The sequence below is a fragment of the Lysobacter oryzae DSM 21044 genome (assembly GCF_059568595.1).
The window spans coordinates 22,486-39,126 of sequence record NZ_JCANTQ010000008.1 but is presented as its reverse complement, the minus strand read 5'-3'; the positions used below and the strand labels follow the sequence as shown (position 1 = coordinate 39,126).

The 16,641-nt window shown below is 69.7% G+C and carries 11 protein-coding genes; 6 read left to right on the top strand and 5 right to left on the bottom strand.

Annotated features, from left to right (window positions below):
- Positions 1 to 138: 138 nt before the first annotated feature.
- Both dnaE and BP05_RS00290 read left to right on the top strand, forming a co-directional pair.
- Positions 139 to 3,651 (top strand): DNA polymerase III subunit alpha, encoded by a 3,513-nt coding sequence (gene dnaE, locus BP05_RS00295; RefSeq protein ID WP_496359308.1) that lies wholly within the window; start codon positions 139 to 141, stop codon positions 3,649 to 3,651.
- 119 nt (positions 3,652 to 3,770) lie between these two features.
- Entirely contained in the window at positions 3,771 to 4,730 is a 960-nt protein-coding gene (locus BP05_RS00290; RefSeq protein WP_496359306.1) for an acetyl-CoA carboxylase carboxyltransferase subunit alpha, read from the top strand.
- Between the two features lie 60 nt (positions 4,731 to 4,790).
- Here the strand turns inward: BP05_RS00290 and BP05_RS00285 are convergent, their stop codons facing one another.
- Positions 4,791 to 5,945: an alpha/beta fold hydrolase gene (locus tag BP05_RS00285; RefSeq protein WP_496359304.1), complete on the bottom strand. Its 1,155-nt coding sequence runs from the start codon at positions 5,943 to 5,945 to the stop codon at positions 4,791 to 4,793.
- A 132-nt stretch (positions 5,946 to 6,077) separates the two neighbouring features.
- Between BP05_RS00285 and tilS the strand changes: the two genes are divergently transcribed.
- The 3 genes from tilS to BP05_RS00270 are packed head-to-tail and all read left to right on the top strand — an operon-like array spanning position 6,078 to position 8,614.
- Positions 6,078 to 7,370: a tRNA lysidine(34) synthetase TilS gene (gene tilS / locus BP05_RS00280; RefSeq protein ID WP_496359302.1), complete on the top strand. Its 1,293-nt coding sequence runs from the start codon at positions 6,078 to 6,080 to the stop codon at positions 7,368 to 7,370.
- A gap of 31 nt (positions 7,371 to 7,401) precedes the next feature.
- Positions 7,402 to 7,668 (top strand): exodeoxyribonuclease VII small subunit, encoded by a 267-nt coding sequence (locus BP05_RS00275; protein WP_496359300.1) that lies wholly within the window; start codon positions 7,402 to 7,404, stop codon positions 7,666 to 7,668.
- On the top strand, positions 7,661 to 8,614 hold the full coding sequence (locus tag BP05_RS00270) for a polyprenyl synthetase family protein (protein ID WP_496359298.1): 954 nt from the start codon (positions 7,661 to 7,663) through the stop codon (positions 8,612 to 8,614). The genes BP05_RS00275 and BP05_RS00270 overlap by 8 nt, the downstream gene beginning before the upstream one ends.
- A 58-nt stretch (positions 8,615 to 8,672) precedes the next feature.
- Here the strand turns inward: BP05_RS00270 and BP05_RS00265 are convergent, their stop codons facing one another.
- A complete protein-coding gene (locus BP05_RS00265) occupies positions 8,673 to 9,020 on the bottom strand; it encodes a DUF4870 domain-containing protein (RefSeq protein WP_496359296.1) in 348 nt (115 codons plus the stop codon).
- A gap of 91 nt (positions 9,021 to 9,111) precedes the next feature.
- Positions 9,112 to 10,470 (bottom strand): metalloprotease PmbA, encoded by a 1,359-nt coding sequence (gene pmbA / locus BP05_RS00260; protein ID WP_496359294.1) that lies wholly within the window; start codon positions 10,468 to 10,470, stop codon positions 9,112 to 9,114.
- Positions 10,471 to 10,560: 90 nt separating this feature from the next.
- Between pmbA and yjgA the strand changes: the two genes are divergently transcribed.
- Entirely contained in the window at positions 10,561 to 11,172 is a 612-nt protein-coding gene (gene yjgA / locus BP05_RS00255; RefSeq protein ID WP_496359292.1) for a ribosome biogenesis factor YjgA, read from the top strand.
- A 7-nt stretch (positions 11,173 to 11,179) separates the two neighbouring features.
- Here yjgA and tldD read toward each other — a convergent pair whose 3' ends face one another.
- Positions 11,180 to 12,640 (bottom strand): metalloprotease TldD, encoded by a 1,461-nt coding sequence (gene tldD, locus BP05_RS00250; protein ID WP_496359290.1) that lies wholly within the window; start codon positions 12,638 to 12,640, stop codon positions 11,180 to 11,182.
- A gap of 120 nt (positions 12,641 to 12,760) precedes the next feature.
- Positions 12,761 to 16,627, bottom strand: coding sequence for a YhdP family protein (locus BP05_RS00245; RefSeq protein WP_496359288.1), 3,867 nt, complete (start codon positions 16,625 to 16,627; stop codon positions 12,761 to 12,763).
- Positions 16,628 to 16,641: the final 14 nt, after the last annotated feature.

Below are 16,641 nucleotides of genomic sequence, written 5' to 3'. Positions count from 1 at the left end.
GGGAGCCGGCGCGGCGACAGGCCGGCCGCCGCGGTGGCCGGCCCTCGCATCGCAGCGAGGTAAGGCCGGCGTCCAAAGTCAATCTCGTCCGGCCGCGCCCCGGCTGCTAACCTGCGGGACCAGCACGTTCCGGTCCGCATGTCCCGCTTCGTCCATCTCCACCTGCACAGCGAATACTCGCTCGCCGACTCCACCATCCGGATCGGCGAGCTGGTCAAGCGCTGCGCGAAGCTGGGCCAGCCCGCGGTGGCGGTCACCGACCTCGACAACCTGTTCGCGGCGGTGAAGTTCTACAAGGCCGCGGAAGGCGCGGGGATCAAGCCGATCATCGGCGCCGACATCGGCCTGGCCGACGGCAACGAGACGCCGGCGCGCATGACCCTGCTGTGCCGCGACCGCACCGGCTACCTCACCCTGTCGCGCCTGCTGAGCCGGGCGTGGATGGAAGGCCACCGCATCGACGGCGTGGCGCTCCGCCCGGAATGGCTGCGCGAGGACAACGCCGGCCTGTTTGCATTGGCCGGCCGCAAGAGCCTGGCCGGGCAGCTGGTGGCGAGCCATCGCCATGAACTCGCCGAGGCCTCGCTTGCCGACTGGCGCGAGGTGTTCGGCGATCGCCTGCACCTGGAGCTGACCCGTACCGGCCGCGACGGCGAGGACGCGTTCAACGCGTTCGCCCTGCATGCCGCCTCCCGCCGCGGACTTCCGGTGGTGGCCAGCAACGACGTGCGCTTCCTCGACGCCGAAGGCTTCGAGGCGCACGAAGCGCGCGTGTGCATCGCGTCCGGCCGCGTGCTCGACGATCCCAAGCGCCCGCGCGAGTACAGCGCCGAACAGTTCCTGCGCTCGTCGGAGGAGATGGCGAAGCTGTTCGCCGACATCCCCGACGCGATCGACAACGCGGTGGCGCTCGCCACGCGCTGCAACGTCACGATGAAGCTGGGCGAGTACGCCCTGCCCGCGTTCCCGGTGCCGAGCGACCACACGATCGAGTCGTGGCTGCGCAGCTCGGCGCGCGAGGGCCTGGCCGCGCGCCTGGAAAAAAACCCGATCGCCCCGGGCAAGACCCGCGAGATCTACGAAGCGCGCCTGGAAACCGAGCTGGACGTCATCATCAAGATGGGGTTCCCCGGCTACTTCCTGATCGTCGCCGACTTCATCAACTGGGGTAAGGCGCAGGGCATCCCGGTGGGCCCGGGCCGTGGTTCGGGCGCGGGCTCGCTCGTGGCCTGGGCATTGGGCATCACCGACCTGGATCCGTTGCCGTACGACCTGCTGTTCGAGCGCTTCCTCAATCCCGAACGCGTGTCGATGCCCGACTTCGACATCGACTTCTGCATGGACCGCCGCGACGAGGTGATCGACTACGTCGCGCGCAAGTACGGCCGCGACCGCGTCTCCCAGATCATCACCTACGGCACCATGGCGGCGAAGGCCGTGGTGCGCGACTCCGGGCGCGTGCTCGGCCATCCCTACGGCATGGTCGACGGCATCGCCAAGCTGATCCCGAACACCCTGGGCATCTCGCTCGACGACGCACTGGGCGAATCGGAAGCAGCGAAGAAGGACAGCAACCTCGCCTCGGCCGAGCTGATCCAGCGCTATCACGCCGAGGACGACGTCCGCGACCTGCTCGACCTCGCGCGCAGCCTCGAGGACCTGACCCGCAACGCCGGCAAACATGCGGGCGGCGTGGTGATCGCGCCCTCGCCGCTCAGCGACTTCTGCCCGCTGTTCGCCGAACACGACGGCGAGGGCCGCGGCAAGAGCCCGGTGACCCAATTCGACAAGGACGACGTCGAAGCCGTCGGCCTGGTGAAGTTCGACTTCCTCGGCCTGCGCACGCTAACGATCATCGACTGGGCGGTGAAGGCGATCAACGTGCGTCGCGCGCGCGAGGGCATCGAGCCGCTCGACATCACCGCGCTGCCGCTCGACGACAAGCCGACCTACGAGCTGTTCGCACGCGGCGATTCGGTCGCGGTGTTCCAGTTCGAATCGCGCGGCATGCGCGAACTGCTCAAGCGCGCCAGGCCGGATACGTTCGAAGACATCATCGCGCTCGCCGCGCTGTTCCGCCCCGGTCCGCTGGGTTCGGGGATGGACCGCGACTGGGTCGACCGCAAGCACGGCAACGCCGAAGTCACCTACCCGCACGAATCGCTGGAACCGGTGCTGGCACCGACCTATGGCGTCATCGTGTACCAGGAACAGGTGATGCAGATCGCGCAGGTGCTGGCCGGCTACACGCTCGGCGGCGCCGACATGCTGCGCCGCGCGATGGGCAAGAAGAAGCCCGAGGAGATGGCGAAGGAGCGCGCCAAGTTCGAAGCCGGTTGCCTCGAGCGCGGCATTCCGGCGCGACAGGCAAGCCCGATCTTCGACCTGATGGAGAAGTTCGCCGAGTACGGCTTCAACAAGTCGCACTCGGCCGCGTACGCGCTCGTCGCCTACCAGACCGCGTGGCTCAAGGTGCACTACCCGGCCGAATTCATGGCCGCGGTGCTGTCCTCGGACATGGACAACACAGACAAGGTCGTTGGCTTCCTCGACGAGGCGCGGGTCATGGGCCTGACCGTGCTGCCGCCGGACGTGAATGCCTCCGCTTACATGTTCGAGGCCACCACGCCGGACACGATCCGATACGGCATCGGCGCGGTGAAGGGCGTCGGCCGCGGCGCCTGCGAGGCGATCGTCGAGGCGCGCCGCGCCGGCGAGTTCACCGACCTGTTGGACTTCTGCAAGCGCGTCGACAGCAGCAAGCTCAACAAGCGCGCGCTGGAAGCGCTGGTCCAGGCCGGCGCGCTCGATGCGTTGGGGAAGAACCGCGCCAGCCTCGCCCTGCAGCTGCCGGAAGTGCTCAAGGCCACCGAGCAGCTCGCGCGCGAACGCGAGGCCGGCCAGAACTCCCTGTTCGGCGGCAGCGAGACCGCCGCGCCCGCGCTGCACATCCAGTTGAAGGAAACCGACGAGTGGCCGCTGGTGCAGCTGCTCACCGGGGAGCGCGACACGCTCGGCCATTACCTCAGCGGCCATCCGTTCGACCCCTACCGCGAGGAACTGCGCGCGTTGGTCGGCCACGACCTGGGCGACCTGGAGAAGATCTGGGAATCGCGCCCGGAGAGCGCGCGAAGCGGCTGGCGCCCGGAGCTGGAAACCGTCGTCGCCGGCCAGGTGGTCGGCCTGCGCAAAAAGGGCGACAGCCAGATGTTCGTGCAGATCGAGGACGGCCGCGGCCGCCTGGAGTGCGCGTTCTTCGCCGAGACCTACAACGAGTTCGCCCAGCTGATCGCGCGCGACCGCCTGCTGATCGTGCAGGGTGGCCTGCGCGAGGATGCGTTCAGTGGCGGCTTCGCGCTCAAGGCGCAGCGCTGCTGGGATTACTCGCAGTTGTGCGCCAAGCACGCGCAGCGCCTGTCGCTGCGCCTGGACCTGCGCGTCCCCGGCACCTGGGCGCGGGTCGATTCGCTGCTGGCCAGGCACCGCCCGGGCGCGACGCCGCTGCGCCTGGACCTGCTGCGCGAAGGCGCCGCCGGCATGCTCGACCTCAACGGCGGCCACGCGATCCGCGTCGACGCCGACCTGCCCGGGGCGCTGCGTTCGCAGCCGGGCGTGCGGACGGTGAAGCTGGCCTTCTCGCGGCCCTGGTAGGGCCGGCGGTCACAATTCGGGCGTCGGCATCGCCGGCGAACGCGCCAACAAACACCCCCGTACGGCCCCTTTCCCTCACCTCGGCTACACTTCCGCCCCTCACCGGCCCCGGCCAGCGCATGAACCCGAACTACCTCGACTTCGAACAACCCATCGCCGACCTGGAAGCCCGCATCCAGGAAGTGCTGCATGCCAGCCATGGCCCGGCGGTCAATGTCGATGCCGAAGTGCACGCGCTGCGCGAGAAGCTGCGCCTGCGCACCGCCCATATCTTCCGCGACCTGACCCCATGGCAGGTCTCGCAGCTCTCGCGTCATCCGTCGCGTCCGTACACGCTGGATTACCTGCGCATCATCTGCGACGAGTTCCAGGAACTCGCCGGCGACCGCGCCTTCGCCAACGACAACGCCATCGTCGGCGGCCTGGCCCGGATCGACGGCCGCAGCGTGGTCGTGATCGGCCACGAAAAGGGCCGCGACACCAAGGCCAAGGTCCGCCGCAACTTCGGCATGCCCAAGCCCGAGGGCTACCGCAAGGCCCTGCGCCTGATGAAGCTGGCCGAGCGCTTCTCCCTGCCGGTCCTCACCTTCATCGACACCGCCGGCGCATGGCCGGGCATCGATGCCGAGGAACGCGGCCAGTCCGAGGCGATCGCCCGCAACCTGCTGGAAATGTCCGAACTGAAGGTGCCGATCATCTGCACCGTGATCGGCGAAGGCGGTTCCGGCGGCGCGCTCGCCATCGGCGTCGGCGACCGCACGCTGATGCTCGAATACAGCACGTATTCGGTGATCACCCCGGAAGGCTGCGCCTCGATCCTGTGGAAGACCGCGGAGAAGGCCAAGGACGCGGCCGAACAGCTGGGCATGACCGCCAAGCGCCTGAAGGAACTCGGCCTGATCGACAAGATCGTGCGCGAGCCGATCGGCGGCGCGCACCGCAACCCGACCCAGATGGCCAAGCGCCTGAAGGCCGTGCTGATGAACGAACTGGACGCGCTGGAGCAGGTCCCGGTGCCGGAACTGCTCGATCGCCGCTACAAGCGCCTGCGCAGCTACGGTGCGTACGAAGCCGCCTGATCCGCTCGCGCAGCGCAATGCAGGAAAGCCGCCGGCTCGTCACCGGCGGCTTTTTTCTTGTCACTTCCTCACCACCTCGGCGGGCGGCGCATCGCCGGCGCGCACCGCCAGCGGCCGCACGTCGTTGACCAGGTGCATCAGGAACAGGCCGCGCTGCTCCTGCATCATCATGTGCGCCGAATCCTCGAACCAGAACATCTTCTTCAGTGGCGCGCGCAGGCCCTCGAACCAGCGCGCCGCCACTTCGGACGACGTCGTGTAGTCGTGGCGGCCATTGAAGATGAAGACCGGGCAGCCCAATCGCGTATTGCCGGTGAAGTCGACTCGCTCCATCGCCGGCAACAGGTAGCCCAGCGAGTACAGTCCGCCCTGGTCGATCGCCTTGAGTTCCTCGTCGCGGTAATCCGGCGAGAGCTTGCGCGCATCGTCGAATGGCTTGAACTCGGTGCGTCCCCAGGCTAGGCCGCCGTAGTACATGGTCCATTTGCGCTGCGCGCCGATGCGCTCGATGGTGAGTTGGCCTACCGGACCCGGATAGGGCGCCAAAGCCTGCAGTTCGCGGATGGCCTGCTGGTTGCCTTCCGCGCGTGCGCGCCCGAGCGCCCACTCGTAGCCGATCGCCTCGCTGCGCGCCATGTCCGCGATCTGGCCGGCGCCCAGGTAGGCATGCAGCCACTCGGGATGGCGGCGTGCGACTTCCTCGCCGACGATGCTGCCCCACGAATGGCCGAGCACGAAGATCTTCTGCTTGCCGTAGGTGGCCCTCAGGTAGCGGATCATCTCCTCCGCGTCGGCGACCATGCCCTCGATGCTCATGCGCGGCGCCATCGCTTCCGGCGCATTCGACGCGAAGGTCTTGCCCGCGCCGCGCTGGTCCCACTGCACCACGGTGAAGAAATCCTCCCACGGCCGCTGGTAGCCGTAGGACTCCACCATCTCCACCGAACCGGGACCGCCGTGCAGGTAGAGCAGGATGGGATTGCGACGGTCGTTGCCGCGCACGGAGATCCATTGCCGGATGCCGCCGATCTCGACCGCCTCGAGCTCCTCCACGCCGTGCGGCGACAGGATCCTGCGACTCTGGGCGATGATCTCGCGCGCATCGTCCTGGCCGAACGGCTTGCCGGCCCCCGGCGCGCCCGCCGCGCAGGCCAACGGGATCACTTCCAAGGCCACCAGCAGCACGATCGAAGCAAGGCGTCCACTCAAGCGCATGTGCATTCCTCCATGGGGGTTGGACGCATTGTGTCGGGGACGGCGCGCGCGATTGCGTGTCATCGGTCACTGCAACCTTTCGCGCCCAGCCGGCAACACGCCGCAACGCTGGTGCCGCGCTACGATGCGGCGATGACCGCTCCGCTGCTCATCCCGGCTTCCGCGCTGCCCGCTGGCGGCGCGCTCGTCGTCGGGCTCAGCGGCGGCCTGGACTCGATGGCCTTGCTGCATGCGCTGTGCGCATTGCCGCAGGCGCGAGAGCGTGGCCTGCGCGCCCTGCACGTCCACCACGGACTGCATGCCGACGCCGATGCCTGGCAACGCCATTGCGAAATCGCGTGCGCCGGGCTGCAGGTCCCGCTGCGCAGCGTGCGTGTCGACGTCGCGCGCGATGGCGCGGGGCTGGAAGCCGCGGCGCGGCACGCCCGGCACGCGGCGTTCGCCGACGAACTCGGTGCCGATGAAGTCCTCGCGCTGGCCCACCACCGCGACGACCAGGCGGAAACCTTCCTGCTGCGGGCCCTGCGCGGGTCCGGCGTCGGCGGACTGGGCGGCATCCGCCCCTGGCGCCGCTTCGCCGCCGGCTGGCTGTGGCGCCCACTGCTCGAACGCACGCGCGAGCAATTGCACGGGTATGCGCAGACGCACGGCTTGCCCTGGGTCGAGGATCCGAGCAACGCCGACACCCGCTTCGACCGCAACTTCCTCCGCCGCGAAGTGCTGCCGCTGCTGCGCGCACGCTGGCCGCATGCCGACGCGGCGCTGGCCGGCGCGGCGACGTTGTGCGCGCAAGCCGACGGGCTGCTGGCCGACGAAGATGCGTGCTGCCTCGCACGGGTGCGTACCGCCGATCCGCAGGTGCTGTCGCTGAGCGCGCTCCGAGCGTTGCCGGCCGCGCGCCGCGCGCGCGTGCTGCGCCTGTGGATCGAGGAACTCGGCCTGCCGCCGCTGCCGGCCGAGGGTGTCGCGCGCTTCGAGGCCGAGATCCTGCCCGCCCGCGCCGATGCGGAGCCGCAATTCGTTTGGCACGAAGCCAGCATGCGTGCATGGCGCGACCTGTTGCATGCGGCGCGGACGCATCCGCCATTGCCGGACACGTGGCGGCAAGAATGGGATGGCGCCACGGCCTTGGGGCTTCCTGACGGTTCGGAACTCGCGCTTGCAGGGGCCGCCGGTTTCGATGGCCCCCTCGTGGCCCATACACGCCAGGGCGGCGAGCGCATCCGCCTGCCCGGACGCGCGCATACCCACGCGCTCAAGCACGTCCTGCAGGACCTGGGCATTCCGCCCTGGCTGCGCGAGCGGCTGCCGCTGCTCTCCAATGCGTCCGGCGAGCTGCTCGCCGCCGGCGATATCGCGTATTCCGCAGGCTTCGACGCGTGGTTGCGGGAGCGCGGGGCCCGTTTGCACTGGCGCCGCGATTGACCCGTCCGCACCCGGCCCTCAAACTTTCGCCATGGCCGCCCGCAAACCCGACACCGACACGCCCGCCGCCTCGCCGGTCGCCGACTTCGAGCAGTCGCTGGATGCGCTCGAGCAGCTCGTGGAGCAGATGGAGCGCGGCGACATGAGCCTGGAAGAGTCGCTGGCCGCGTACGAGCGGGGCGTCGGCCTGTATCGCAAGTGCCAGACCGCGCTGGAACAGGCGGAGTTGCGCGTGCGCCTGCTCAGCGACCCGCAGGACCCGGCGAGCGCCGAACCCTTCGCGTCGCCCGATGCCTGATTCGCCATTCCAGCATTGGCGCATCCGCGTCGATGCCGCGCTGACCCGCGTCCTTCCCGACCCGAACGCCTCGCCGCAGCGGCTGCACGCCGCCATGCAGCACGCGGTGCTGCTGGGCGGCAAGCGCATGCGTCCGCTGCTCGTATACGCCAGCGGCACCTTGTTCGGCGCCGGCGAAACCGCATTGGACGCTCCGGCCGCGGCGGTCGAACTCATCCATGCCTACTCGCTCGTGCACGACGACCTGCCGGCCATGGACGACGACGCATTGCGCCGCGGCCAACCCACCGTGCACGTCGCCTTCGACGAAGCCACCGCGATCCTTGCCGGCGATGCGCTGCAGTCGCTGGCCTTCGAAGTGGCGTTGCAGGCGCCTGTCGCAGACGGCGTGCGCGTGGAACTGCTGCGCACGCTGGCGCAGGCGTCCGGCGTGGCAGGCATGTGCGGTGGACAGGCGCTCGATATCGATGCGACGGCGCCGCGAACGCAATCGGCTTCCGCAGCCCCCACCGCGCCGCCACGCGCCGCGGAATCCGGCATGCATGCCGTCGGCCGGCACCGCATGGACATCCAGCAGCTCGAACGCCTGCACGCGCTCAAGACCGGCGCCCTGATCCGCGCCTCGGTGCGGATGGGCGCGCTGTGCGGCGGCGCGCAGGCGCAGGAGCTCGACGCGCTCGATCGTTACGCTTCCGCGCTCGGCCTGGCCTTCCAGGTCCGCGACGACATCCTCGACGTCGAGGGCGACAGCGCGACGCTCGGCAAGACTGCAGGCAAGGACATGGCCCAGGACAAGGCGACGTTCCCGGCCCTCATCGGCCTGGACGCATCACGCACGCGGCTCGCCGAACTGGCGGCGGCCATGGATGAATCGCTGGCCCCGTTCGGTGCGCGCGCCAACGCACTCGCCGCACTGGGACGGCTGGCGATCGAACGCGACCGCTGATCGCCCCCAACAAAAACGCCGGCACGTGGCCGGCGTCTTGCGTTGGACCTGGGCGCGATCAGTTGATCAGGCGCAGGGTGAAGGGGTAACGGTACGCCACGCCCTTGTTCGCTTCGATGCAGGCCAGGATGGTCAGAACCAGCCAGCCCACGGCGACGACGGCGAGCAGCAGGAAGCCGATCACCACGAAGATCAGGATGCAGCTGATGATCGCGGCGATCGCGACGGTGATGTTGAAGTTCAGCGCTTCCTTGCCCTGGTCTGCGGCGAACGGCATCGTGTCCTTCTTGATCAGCCACACCACCAGCGGACCGAGCACGTTCCCGAAGGGAATGATGAAGCCGGCCAGCGACGACAGGTGGGCGAGCATGCCCCAGGTCTTCTCTTCCGCAGAGATATCGTTCATTGCTTTCCCCTAGCAGGGCGGCCGCAGCCGCCGGACGAATGGTGCCGGCACTGTCCCGCGCCCGCCGGACCCCTGTCAAGCGAACGGTTCCTCAGCTTTCCCCGGCCACCGTCATGCGTCCGACCAGGATCGAACCGGTGCGGATGTGCGAGCGCGGATCGATGTCGCCGCCCACCGCTTCGATCGCGCCGAACATGCCGCGCAGGTTGCCGGCGATGGTGATGCCGTCGACCGGATACGAAATCGCGCCGTCCTCGATCCAGAAGCCGGCCGCGCCGCGCGAATAGTCGCCGGTCACGGTGTTGACGCCCTGCCCCATCAACTCGGTCACCAGCAGGCCGCGTCCCATGCCGCGCAGCATCGACGCCAGGTCGCCGGCGTTGGCCATCACCTGCAGGTTGTGCACGCCGCCGGCATTGCCGGTGCTGGTCAGGCCGAGCTTGCGCGCCGAGTAGCTGCCCAGCACGTAACGCTGCAGGATGCCGTCGCGCACCAGCGGCGCCTCGCGCGTGGCCACCCCTTCGGCATCGAACGCGGACGAACGCAGGCCGCGAGGCAGGAAAGGCAGCTCGTCGATGCCGAACCACTCCGGAAACAGCCGGGTTCCCGCGCTGTCGACGAGGAAGCTCGCCTTGCGGTACAGCGCGCCGCCGGACACGGCACCGACCAGGTGCCCGATCAGCGAACGCGCGACTTCGGCGGCGAACAGCACCGGATACTCGCCGGTGGCGACCTGCCGCGGCGCCAGCCGCGATACCGCGCGCTCGGCGGCGCGCCGGCCGATCGCGGCGGGCGATTCGAGGTCCTCGTCCGCCAGGGCGTAGCTGTACCAGCCGTCGCGCTGCATCGCATCGCCGCGGCCGGCGATCAGCGCGCAGCCGATGCTGTGGTTGGTGCTCCTCTCCCGCCCGAGGAAGCCGTGGGAATTGGCATACACGCTCAGGCTGCCGCCGCTGCCCAGCGAGGCGCCATCGGAGTTCTCGATACGCGCATCCATCTCGCGGCCCGCGGCCTCGCAGGCCAGCGCGAGGTCGATGGCGCGGTCGGCTTCGATCGCCCAGGGGTGCCAGCCGTCGAATTCGCGCAGGTCGGTCGCCATCAGCTCGCGATCGCCCAGGCCGGCGGCATCGTCGTCCTCGGTGTGGCGCGCGATCGCGCAGGCCTGCTCAACCGTGGCATCGAGGCTTTCCTCGCGCAGGTCCGCGGTGCTGGCGCTGCCCTTGCGCTTGCCGAAATACACGGTCACGGCGATCCCGCGGTCACGGGTGGCCTCGACCGTCTCGACTTCGCCCATGCGCACGTTGACGGTGAGCCCGTTCTCCTCCGAGCACGAGACCTCCGACTGGCTGGCGCCGCGCTGGCGGCAGCGGTCGAGCAGCCGTTGGGCGATGTCGGCGAGGCGGTCCAGCCGGGCCTGGCTGTCGTCGGTGACGGGGGCTATGGCGTTCAATGATTTATCCTCTTCCTTGGTGCCGGGCTGCCGGCATGCAGTATTTCAGGACGTGCCGGCTTTCAGGCACTACAACACGAGTGGTGTGCGATGCGTGGTCGTGACGACGAAACCGGCGAATTCTTCAGCCCCAGCCGCAGCCGGCAGCGGCGCGACGCGCTGGAGGTGTTCTCGCTGGGCGAGAAACTGGTCTCGCTGACCGAGGCCCAGCTGGCCAAGCTGCCCGTGCCCGAGTCGCTGCTGCCGCACATCCGCGAATGCAAGCGCATCACCGCGCAGATCGCGCACAAGCGCCAGCTGCAGTTCCTGGCCAAGCAGATGCGCCGCGAGGACGACGAGGTGCTGGACGCGATCCGCGATGCGCTGGACGAAAAGGGCGAAGCCGCCCGGCGCGAAGTGGCGGCGATGCACCGCGTGGAAAGCTGGCGCGAGCGCCTGATCGCCGACGGCGATGCCGCGCTTGCGCAGCTGCTGGACGAATACCCGACCGCCGACCGCCAGTTGCTGCGCCAGCTCGCCCGCAACGCCCTGGAAGAGCGCAAGCGCAACAAGCCGCCGCGCGCGTTCCGCGAGCTGTATCGCGTGCTGCGCGAGCTGCTGCTGCACGGGGAGGACGCGAACCATGGCGACGACGCGACCGGCCGCGAGGCCGGCGACGAAGCCTGGGACGACGAAGACGAGCATCATCAGGACCGCGACTGACCGGTGATCAGGCGGCCTGGGTGCCGCCCACCGTCAGCGCCTCGATCAGCAGCGACGGCTGGCCCACGCCCACCGGCACGCTCTGACCATCCTTTCCGCACACGCCCACGCCCTCGTCGAGGGCGAGATCGTGGCCGATCATCTTCACCCGCTGCATGGTTTCCGGGCCGTTGCCGATCAGCGTCGCGCCCTTCACCGGCGCGGTGATCCTTCCATCCTCGATCAGGTACGCCTCGGTCGCCGAAAACACGTACTTGCCCGAAGTGATGTCGACCTGGCCGCCGCCGAAATTCACCGCGTACAGGCCCTTCTTCACCGAGCGGATCATCTCCTCCGGATCGTGCGTGCCGGCGAGCATGTAGGTATTGGTCATGCGCGGCATCGGCAGGTGCGCGAACGATTCGCGCCGGCCGTTGCCGGTGGGTTGCATGCCCATCAGGCGGGCGTTGAGCGTGTCCTGCATGTAGCCGACCAGCACGCCGTCCTCGATCAGGGTCGTGCAGTTGGTCGGCGTGCCCTCGTCGTCGATGTTGAGCGAGCCGCGCCGGCCCGGCAGCGTGCCGTCGTCGACGATGGTGACGCCCGGCGAGGCCACGCGCTGGCCGATCCGGCCGGCGTAGGTGGACGTGCCCTTGCGGTTGAAGTCGCCCTCCAGGCCGTGGCCCACGGCTTCATGCAACAGCACACCGGGCCAGCCGGAACCCAGCACCACCGGCATCACGCCCGCGGGCGCGTCGATGGCCTCCAAGTTCACCAGCGCCTGGCGCAGGGCCTCCTTCGCCAGCGCCTCGGGCCGGCCGCCACCGAGCAGTTCGGCGTACGAGTAGCGGCCGCCGCCGCCGGCATAGCCGCTTTCGCGGCGGCCGTTCTGCTCGACGATGATCTGCACGTTGAAGCGCACCAGCGGACGCACGTCGGCGGCGAGTACGCCGTCGCTGCGCGCCACCAGCACGGTGTCGACGCCGCCCGACAGGCTGACCACGACCTGTTGCACGCGCGGGTCGGCCGCGCGCACGTAGCGGTCGATGCGGCGCAGCGCCTCGACCTTTTCCTCGTTGCCGAGCGAATCGATCGGGTCCTCGCTGGAATACAGCGCGCGACCGTTGCCTCGCGCCAGCGCGCGCATGTCCTGGGTCGAACCATCGCGCGCGGCCGTTCCCTTTGAAATGGCGCGCGCCGATTTGGACGCTTCCAGCAACGCCGCGGTGTTGATCTCGTCCGAATAAGCGAAGCCGGTCTTCTCGCCGCTGATCGCGCGCACGCCCACGCCCTGCTCGATCGAGTGCGCGCCTTCCTTGACGATGCCGTCCTCGACGGTCCAGCTCTCGCGGCGTGCGTGCTGGAAATACAGGTCACCGAAGTCGATGCCCGGCCCCAGCAACGTGCCGAAGGCCCGTTCGAGGCCGCCGGTGTCGAGGCCGGCAGGCAGCAGGAGGCGGGATTCGGCGAGCTGGATCGGCAGGGTCATCGGGCAACCATGTTCGGGAGGGGATTCGAGCGGCGTGAACGCGCCAGTGCGCGCTACCGGAACTGCGGCAGCCATCATGGACCAACATGGAGGTGGGCGGATGCGAACCCAACCCGAGAGTCAGCCCGGCGGCACCGCCATCGCCGTTTCCGCGCGGCTCTGCTCGCGGGAAATCACCTCGACCTTCGGTTCCTTCCACGGCCCGGTCACGCGGTAGGTCTTGGCGGCCATCGATCCGATCGGCTTGCTGAGCACGACATTGGCGGCCGCGCCGATCGCCGCGCCCACCGGGCCGCCGGCCACGGCGCCGATCGCAGTCAGCAGGTTGCCGGCCTTGGGCCGCACTTCGATGGTCTGGTCGTAGCTCTGCGCCTGCAGGTTGGCGGCGCCGCGGATGTCGATCGTCGCCGCGGGCCCATCGATCACCAGCTTGTCGCTGTGCGCCCGCCCATTGCCGAAGCGCACGGTGCCCTTCATTTCGTTGAACGCGAAGCCCTTGGAGAAGAAGTCGCGGAAATCCAGGGTCAGGCGCCGCGGCAACTGGGCGAGGCTCAGCAGGCCGAGGACGCGGCCCGCACCCGGTTCGATCTCGAGCAGGCGGCCTTCGCGCGCGTCCAGGTGCAGGCTGCCTTCGAGCCCGTCGAGCTTGAACGCGACCGGGCTGCCGGGCCAGCCGGCATCGAATTTCACCGTGCCCTCGCCGCCGCCCAGGCGATTGCCCATGCCGAAACCGGCCAACAGCGCGCCGAAATCGTCGCTGCCGATGTCGAGCTTGAGATGCGTGTTCGCCGATGCGCCGCGGCCGGTCCAGTCGCCGCTGAGGTCGATGCGCTGCTTCGGCGCGCGCGTCTGCAACTGCTCGATGCGCATGCCCGTTGCGGTTGCGCGCGTGCGCACCTTGGCACTGCCGAGCCTGGCATCGCCCAGGCGCAGTTCGTCGATGTCGATGGTGAGGCCGGGGATCTTGGCAGGGTCGACGTCGTCCGCGGCGCTCGCCGTGCGTGCCGGCGTGGCCGGCGACGCGGCAGGCGCGGGTGTACCGCCGTTGGCGCCTGCCGCCGGAGTTGCGGGCGGACGCCAGAACACCCGCTGCATGCGCCCGGCAATCGCTTCGCTTTCGTTGGCCGGCACCAGCAGCGCACCCTGCAGCGACGCGCCTTCCGCCTGGATGGCGATCGCGCCGCGCGCGGCGGGCACGACTACGACATGCGTATCCGGGAACGTGCCACCCACCAGCTGCAGGCGGCGCGCGGTGACGTCGATGCGCTGCAGCGGCAGCTTGCTGCCGCCATCGCCACCTCGGGTGAGGGCGATCCAGTCGATCGCGTCGAGCGCATCGGTGCGGCCGGTGGCGACGAGGCCCGACACCGGCGCCGCTTCGTCCACGCGGTCGGCGCCCAGCACCACCCGCAACCCGGTCTGTCCGTTGCCGCTGCGTGCGCGCAGCGCCATCAGGTTGCCGAAGCCGACCACGATGTCGCCGCTACCGAGCGGCAGCGCCGTTTCGATCGACGTCGGCAACGCGGTCGCGGCCGCCTTGCGCATCGGCGCGGGCAACGAGAGCGCCGTTCCCACCAGGCTCGATTCGAGCTGCAGCACGGTCGGCGCGGCCTTGCCCGGGGCGGATTTGCCGATCGCGATTCCCACCGTCCAGTTCGAACGGCCGGCCAGGTAAGGCTTCAGCCAGGCCATGTCCTCGGCCCGGTCGATCAACTCTGCCGCGCCCATGCTGGCGTCGAGTCCAGCCTCGAACACGTGCCTGGCATCGCGCACGTACTCGCTGCCGGCCCGCAGCGAGAGCCGGCCTGGTTCGCCTTCATGGCGTACCGCGAGGTTCTCGGCGCGGAAACCGCCGCGCGAATAGACCGCCTTGCCATTGACCGAGTCGAACGCGAGCTTCCAGCGCGGATCGGCCAGCTTGGCGTTCTTCAGCGCGACCGTGCCGTCGATCGAGATGCCGCTGCCGTGCACGAGCGGCAAGGCGAGGCCGAAGCCGACGTCGGCCGGGCCGCTCGCGCGCACGTTGGCGAACGTGTCGGCGTGTTCCTTCTGCAACGGACTCTGCTTGAGCACGGTGAGCAGCTGGTCCGCATCGCCGCCGCCTTCGGCTTTCACCGTCAATGCGCCGCCGCGGTAGTCGTCGATGCCCGCTTCGATGTGCCGGATGGCCACCTCGCCCAGGCGCCCGGTGCCGGTCACGTCGAAGCCGACGCCAGTGAAGCGCGTGTCCGCTTCCAGCCCCTGAGCCACGGGCCATTCCTCGTTGAAGCGGATGGTCGCGTCGCGAATGCGGCCCGTCGCCTCGAACAGACCGGTGTTGTCGCGGAACGGCCATTCGTCGAGGTCGCCCGACACCACTCCACGGCCGCCGGTGACGGTGCCGGCAACGAGCGCGGTATCGAGCCAGTGCACCGCGGTCGGGGCCATGCTCTTGCGCAGCCAGAAACTCCTGGCCACCGGAACCGCGGTATCGTCGACGTCGGCCGCCACGTCGATCCAGGGCCGCGAGCCGTCGCCCTGCCACCACAGCCCGCCTCGCGCGCTGACGCCGTAACTGCCGTATTCGGTGCGTCCGTCGATCCGCAGCGCGGTGGTGCCCACGCGCCAGCCCGCGCCTTCGCGCCAGCCGCCGGCTTCGCCGCGCAACTTGAGCTTGTGCACGGCGCCGAATCCCTCGGGCCAGTCGAATGCCACTTCCGCATTCGGATCGAACCGCAGGCTGAAGCCATTGCCGTCGCCAGCGACGTAGCCGCCAAGCCCATGCAGGCCGGGCGAGTTGCCGACAGGATCGAATCCCAGGTCGATCACCGACGCCTGCGCGCGCAACGCACCGTTGCGCCGGCCCGCCACCTCGATGTCGCGCAGTACCGCCGTCGGCCGCGAGGCCAGCAGCCAGCGGCGCAGGCCGGGCGAGATCTTGTCACTCAGCGCCAGTGCGGCGAACAACGGGCCCGCATCGACCTGTTTCGCCTGCACCGCGTAATTCTCGCCGCCGGCAAGCAGCAGGCCATCGAGCTTCTGCTCGCTGTCGCCGCCGCCGATGCGCAGGCGCGGCGCATCCACGCGCCAGCCGCCCGGGATCAGGCGATAGCCGGCACGGGCTTCGACGTGGTCGAAGCGGCTGCGCGGCGGCGCCGCGCCGGGCTCGATCGGATTGCCATGCAGCGCGACGTCGTCGAGTTCGGCATCGATGCTGATCGCGGCTACGCGGTTGCCGCGCAGCACGCCCCATGCCTCGGCCCGGCCCACGCCGCGTTCCACGGCGATGCCTTGCGCGTGCAGCAACGGCGCCCACGCCGCGAGGTCCGCGCGCTTGGCGCCCGCATAGGCGCGGCCATCGCCCTTCCTGCGATCGAAATCGATTACGGCGTCGAGCGGGGTCGCGTCCAGGTGCGGCCAGGCCCGCATGCCGGCGCGCACGCGATCGCCGTCGACGCGCAGGCGCAAATGCACCTTGGGAATGCGCGCGTCGATGCCGAGCGAAGGCGCGATGACCGCGAGCTTGCCGCCGATCACCTGCAGTTCGCCCAGGCCTTCCAAGGCGGAAAGCGGATCGCTCCCCGCCTGCTGCTGCCCGGGCAGGCCGCGCACCTGCCACCGGCCGTCGCTGGCGCGCTCCAGGGTCAGGTCGAGGCCGCGCAATCGCAATTCGGAAAAGGCGTGGCCCGGCAGCAGTCCGGCGTACACCGACACCAGCATCTCGGTGTCGCCGACGGTGAAGGCGCGCGCGCCCTCGCCGATGCGCAGGTTGTCCAGCTTGAGCAGCGGCCCGCGCCGCGTCCATGCCGTCTCGACGCGGTCGAACGCCACTGGCCGGCCCGCACGCTCGCTCAGCCATGCGGCGATGCGGTCGGGGTGGCGTTCGGCGAGCGGCAGGACCTGGCTCGCCGCGCCCAGCACCAACGCCACCAGCACGAGCGCGATCGCCACCGTGTAGCCAACGCTACGGCGGGCGATGCGCAGGCGGCGGCGCAGGGGCGTGGGCATCAGCGAATCCCGAT

Bases quoted from the DNA above. Each gene is read 5' to 3' on its own strand.
- dnaE (WP_496359308.1), top strand. From the start codon at position 139: ATGTCCCGCTTCGTCCATCTCCACCTGCACAGCGAATACTCGCTCGCC.
- BP05_RS00290 (WP_496359306.1), top strand. From the start codon at position 3,771: ATGAACCCGAACTACCTCGACTTCGAACAACCCATCGCCGACCTGGAA.
- BP05_RS00285 (WP_496359304.1), bottom strand. From the start codon at position 5,945: ATGCGCTTGAGTGGACGCCTTGCTTCGATCGTGCTGCTGGTGGCCTTG.
- tilS (WP_496359302.1), top strand. From the start codon at position 6,078: ATGACCGCTCCGCTGCTCATCCCGGCTTCCGCGCTGCCCGCTGGCGGC.
- BP05_RS00275 (WP_496359300.1), top strand. From the start codon at position 7,402: ATGGCCGCCCGCAAACCCGACACCGACACGCCCGCCGCCTCGCCGGTC.
- BP05_RS00270 (WP_496359298.1), top strand. From the start codon at position 7,661: ATGCCTGATTCGCCATTCCAGCATTGGCGCATCCGCGTCGATGCCGCG.
- BP05_RS00265 (WP_496359296.1), bottom strand. From the start codon at position 9,020: ATGAACGATATCTCTGCGGAAGAGAAGACCTGGGGCATGCTCGCCCAC.
- yjgA (WP_496359292.1), top strand. From the start codon at position 10,561: ATGCGTGGTCGTGACGACGAAACCGGCGAATTCTTCAGCCCCAGCCGC.
- tldD (WP_496359290.1), bottom strand. From the start codon at position 12,640: ATGACCCTGCCGATCCAGCTCGCCGAATCCCGCCTCCTGCTGCCTGCC.
- BP05_RS00245 (WP_496359288.1), bottom strand. From the start codon at position 16,627: ATGCCCACGCCCCTGCGCCGCCGCCTGCGCATCGCCCGCCGTAGCGTT.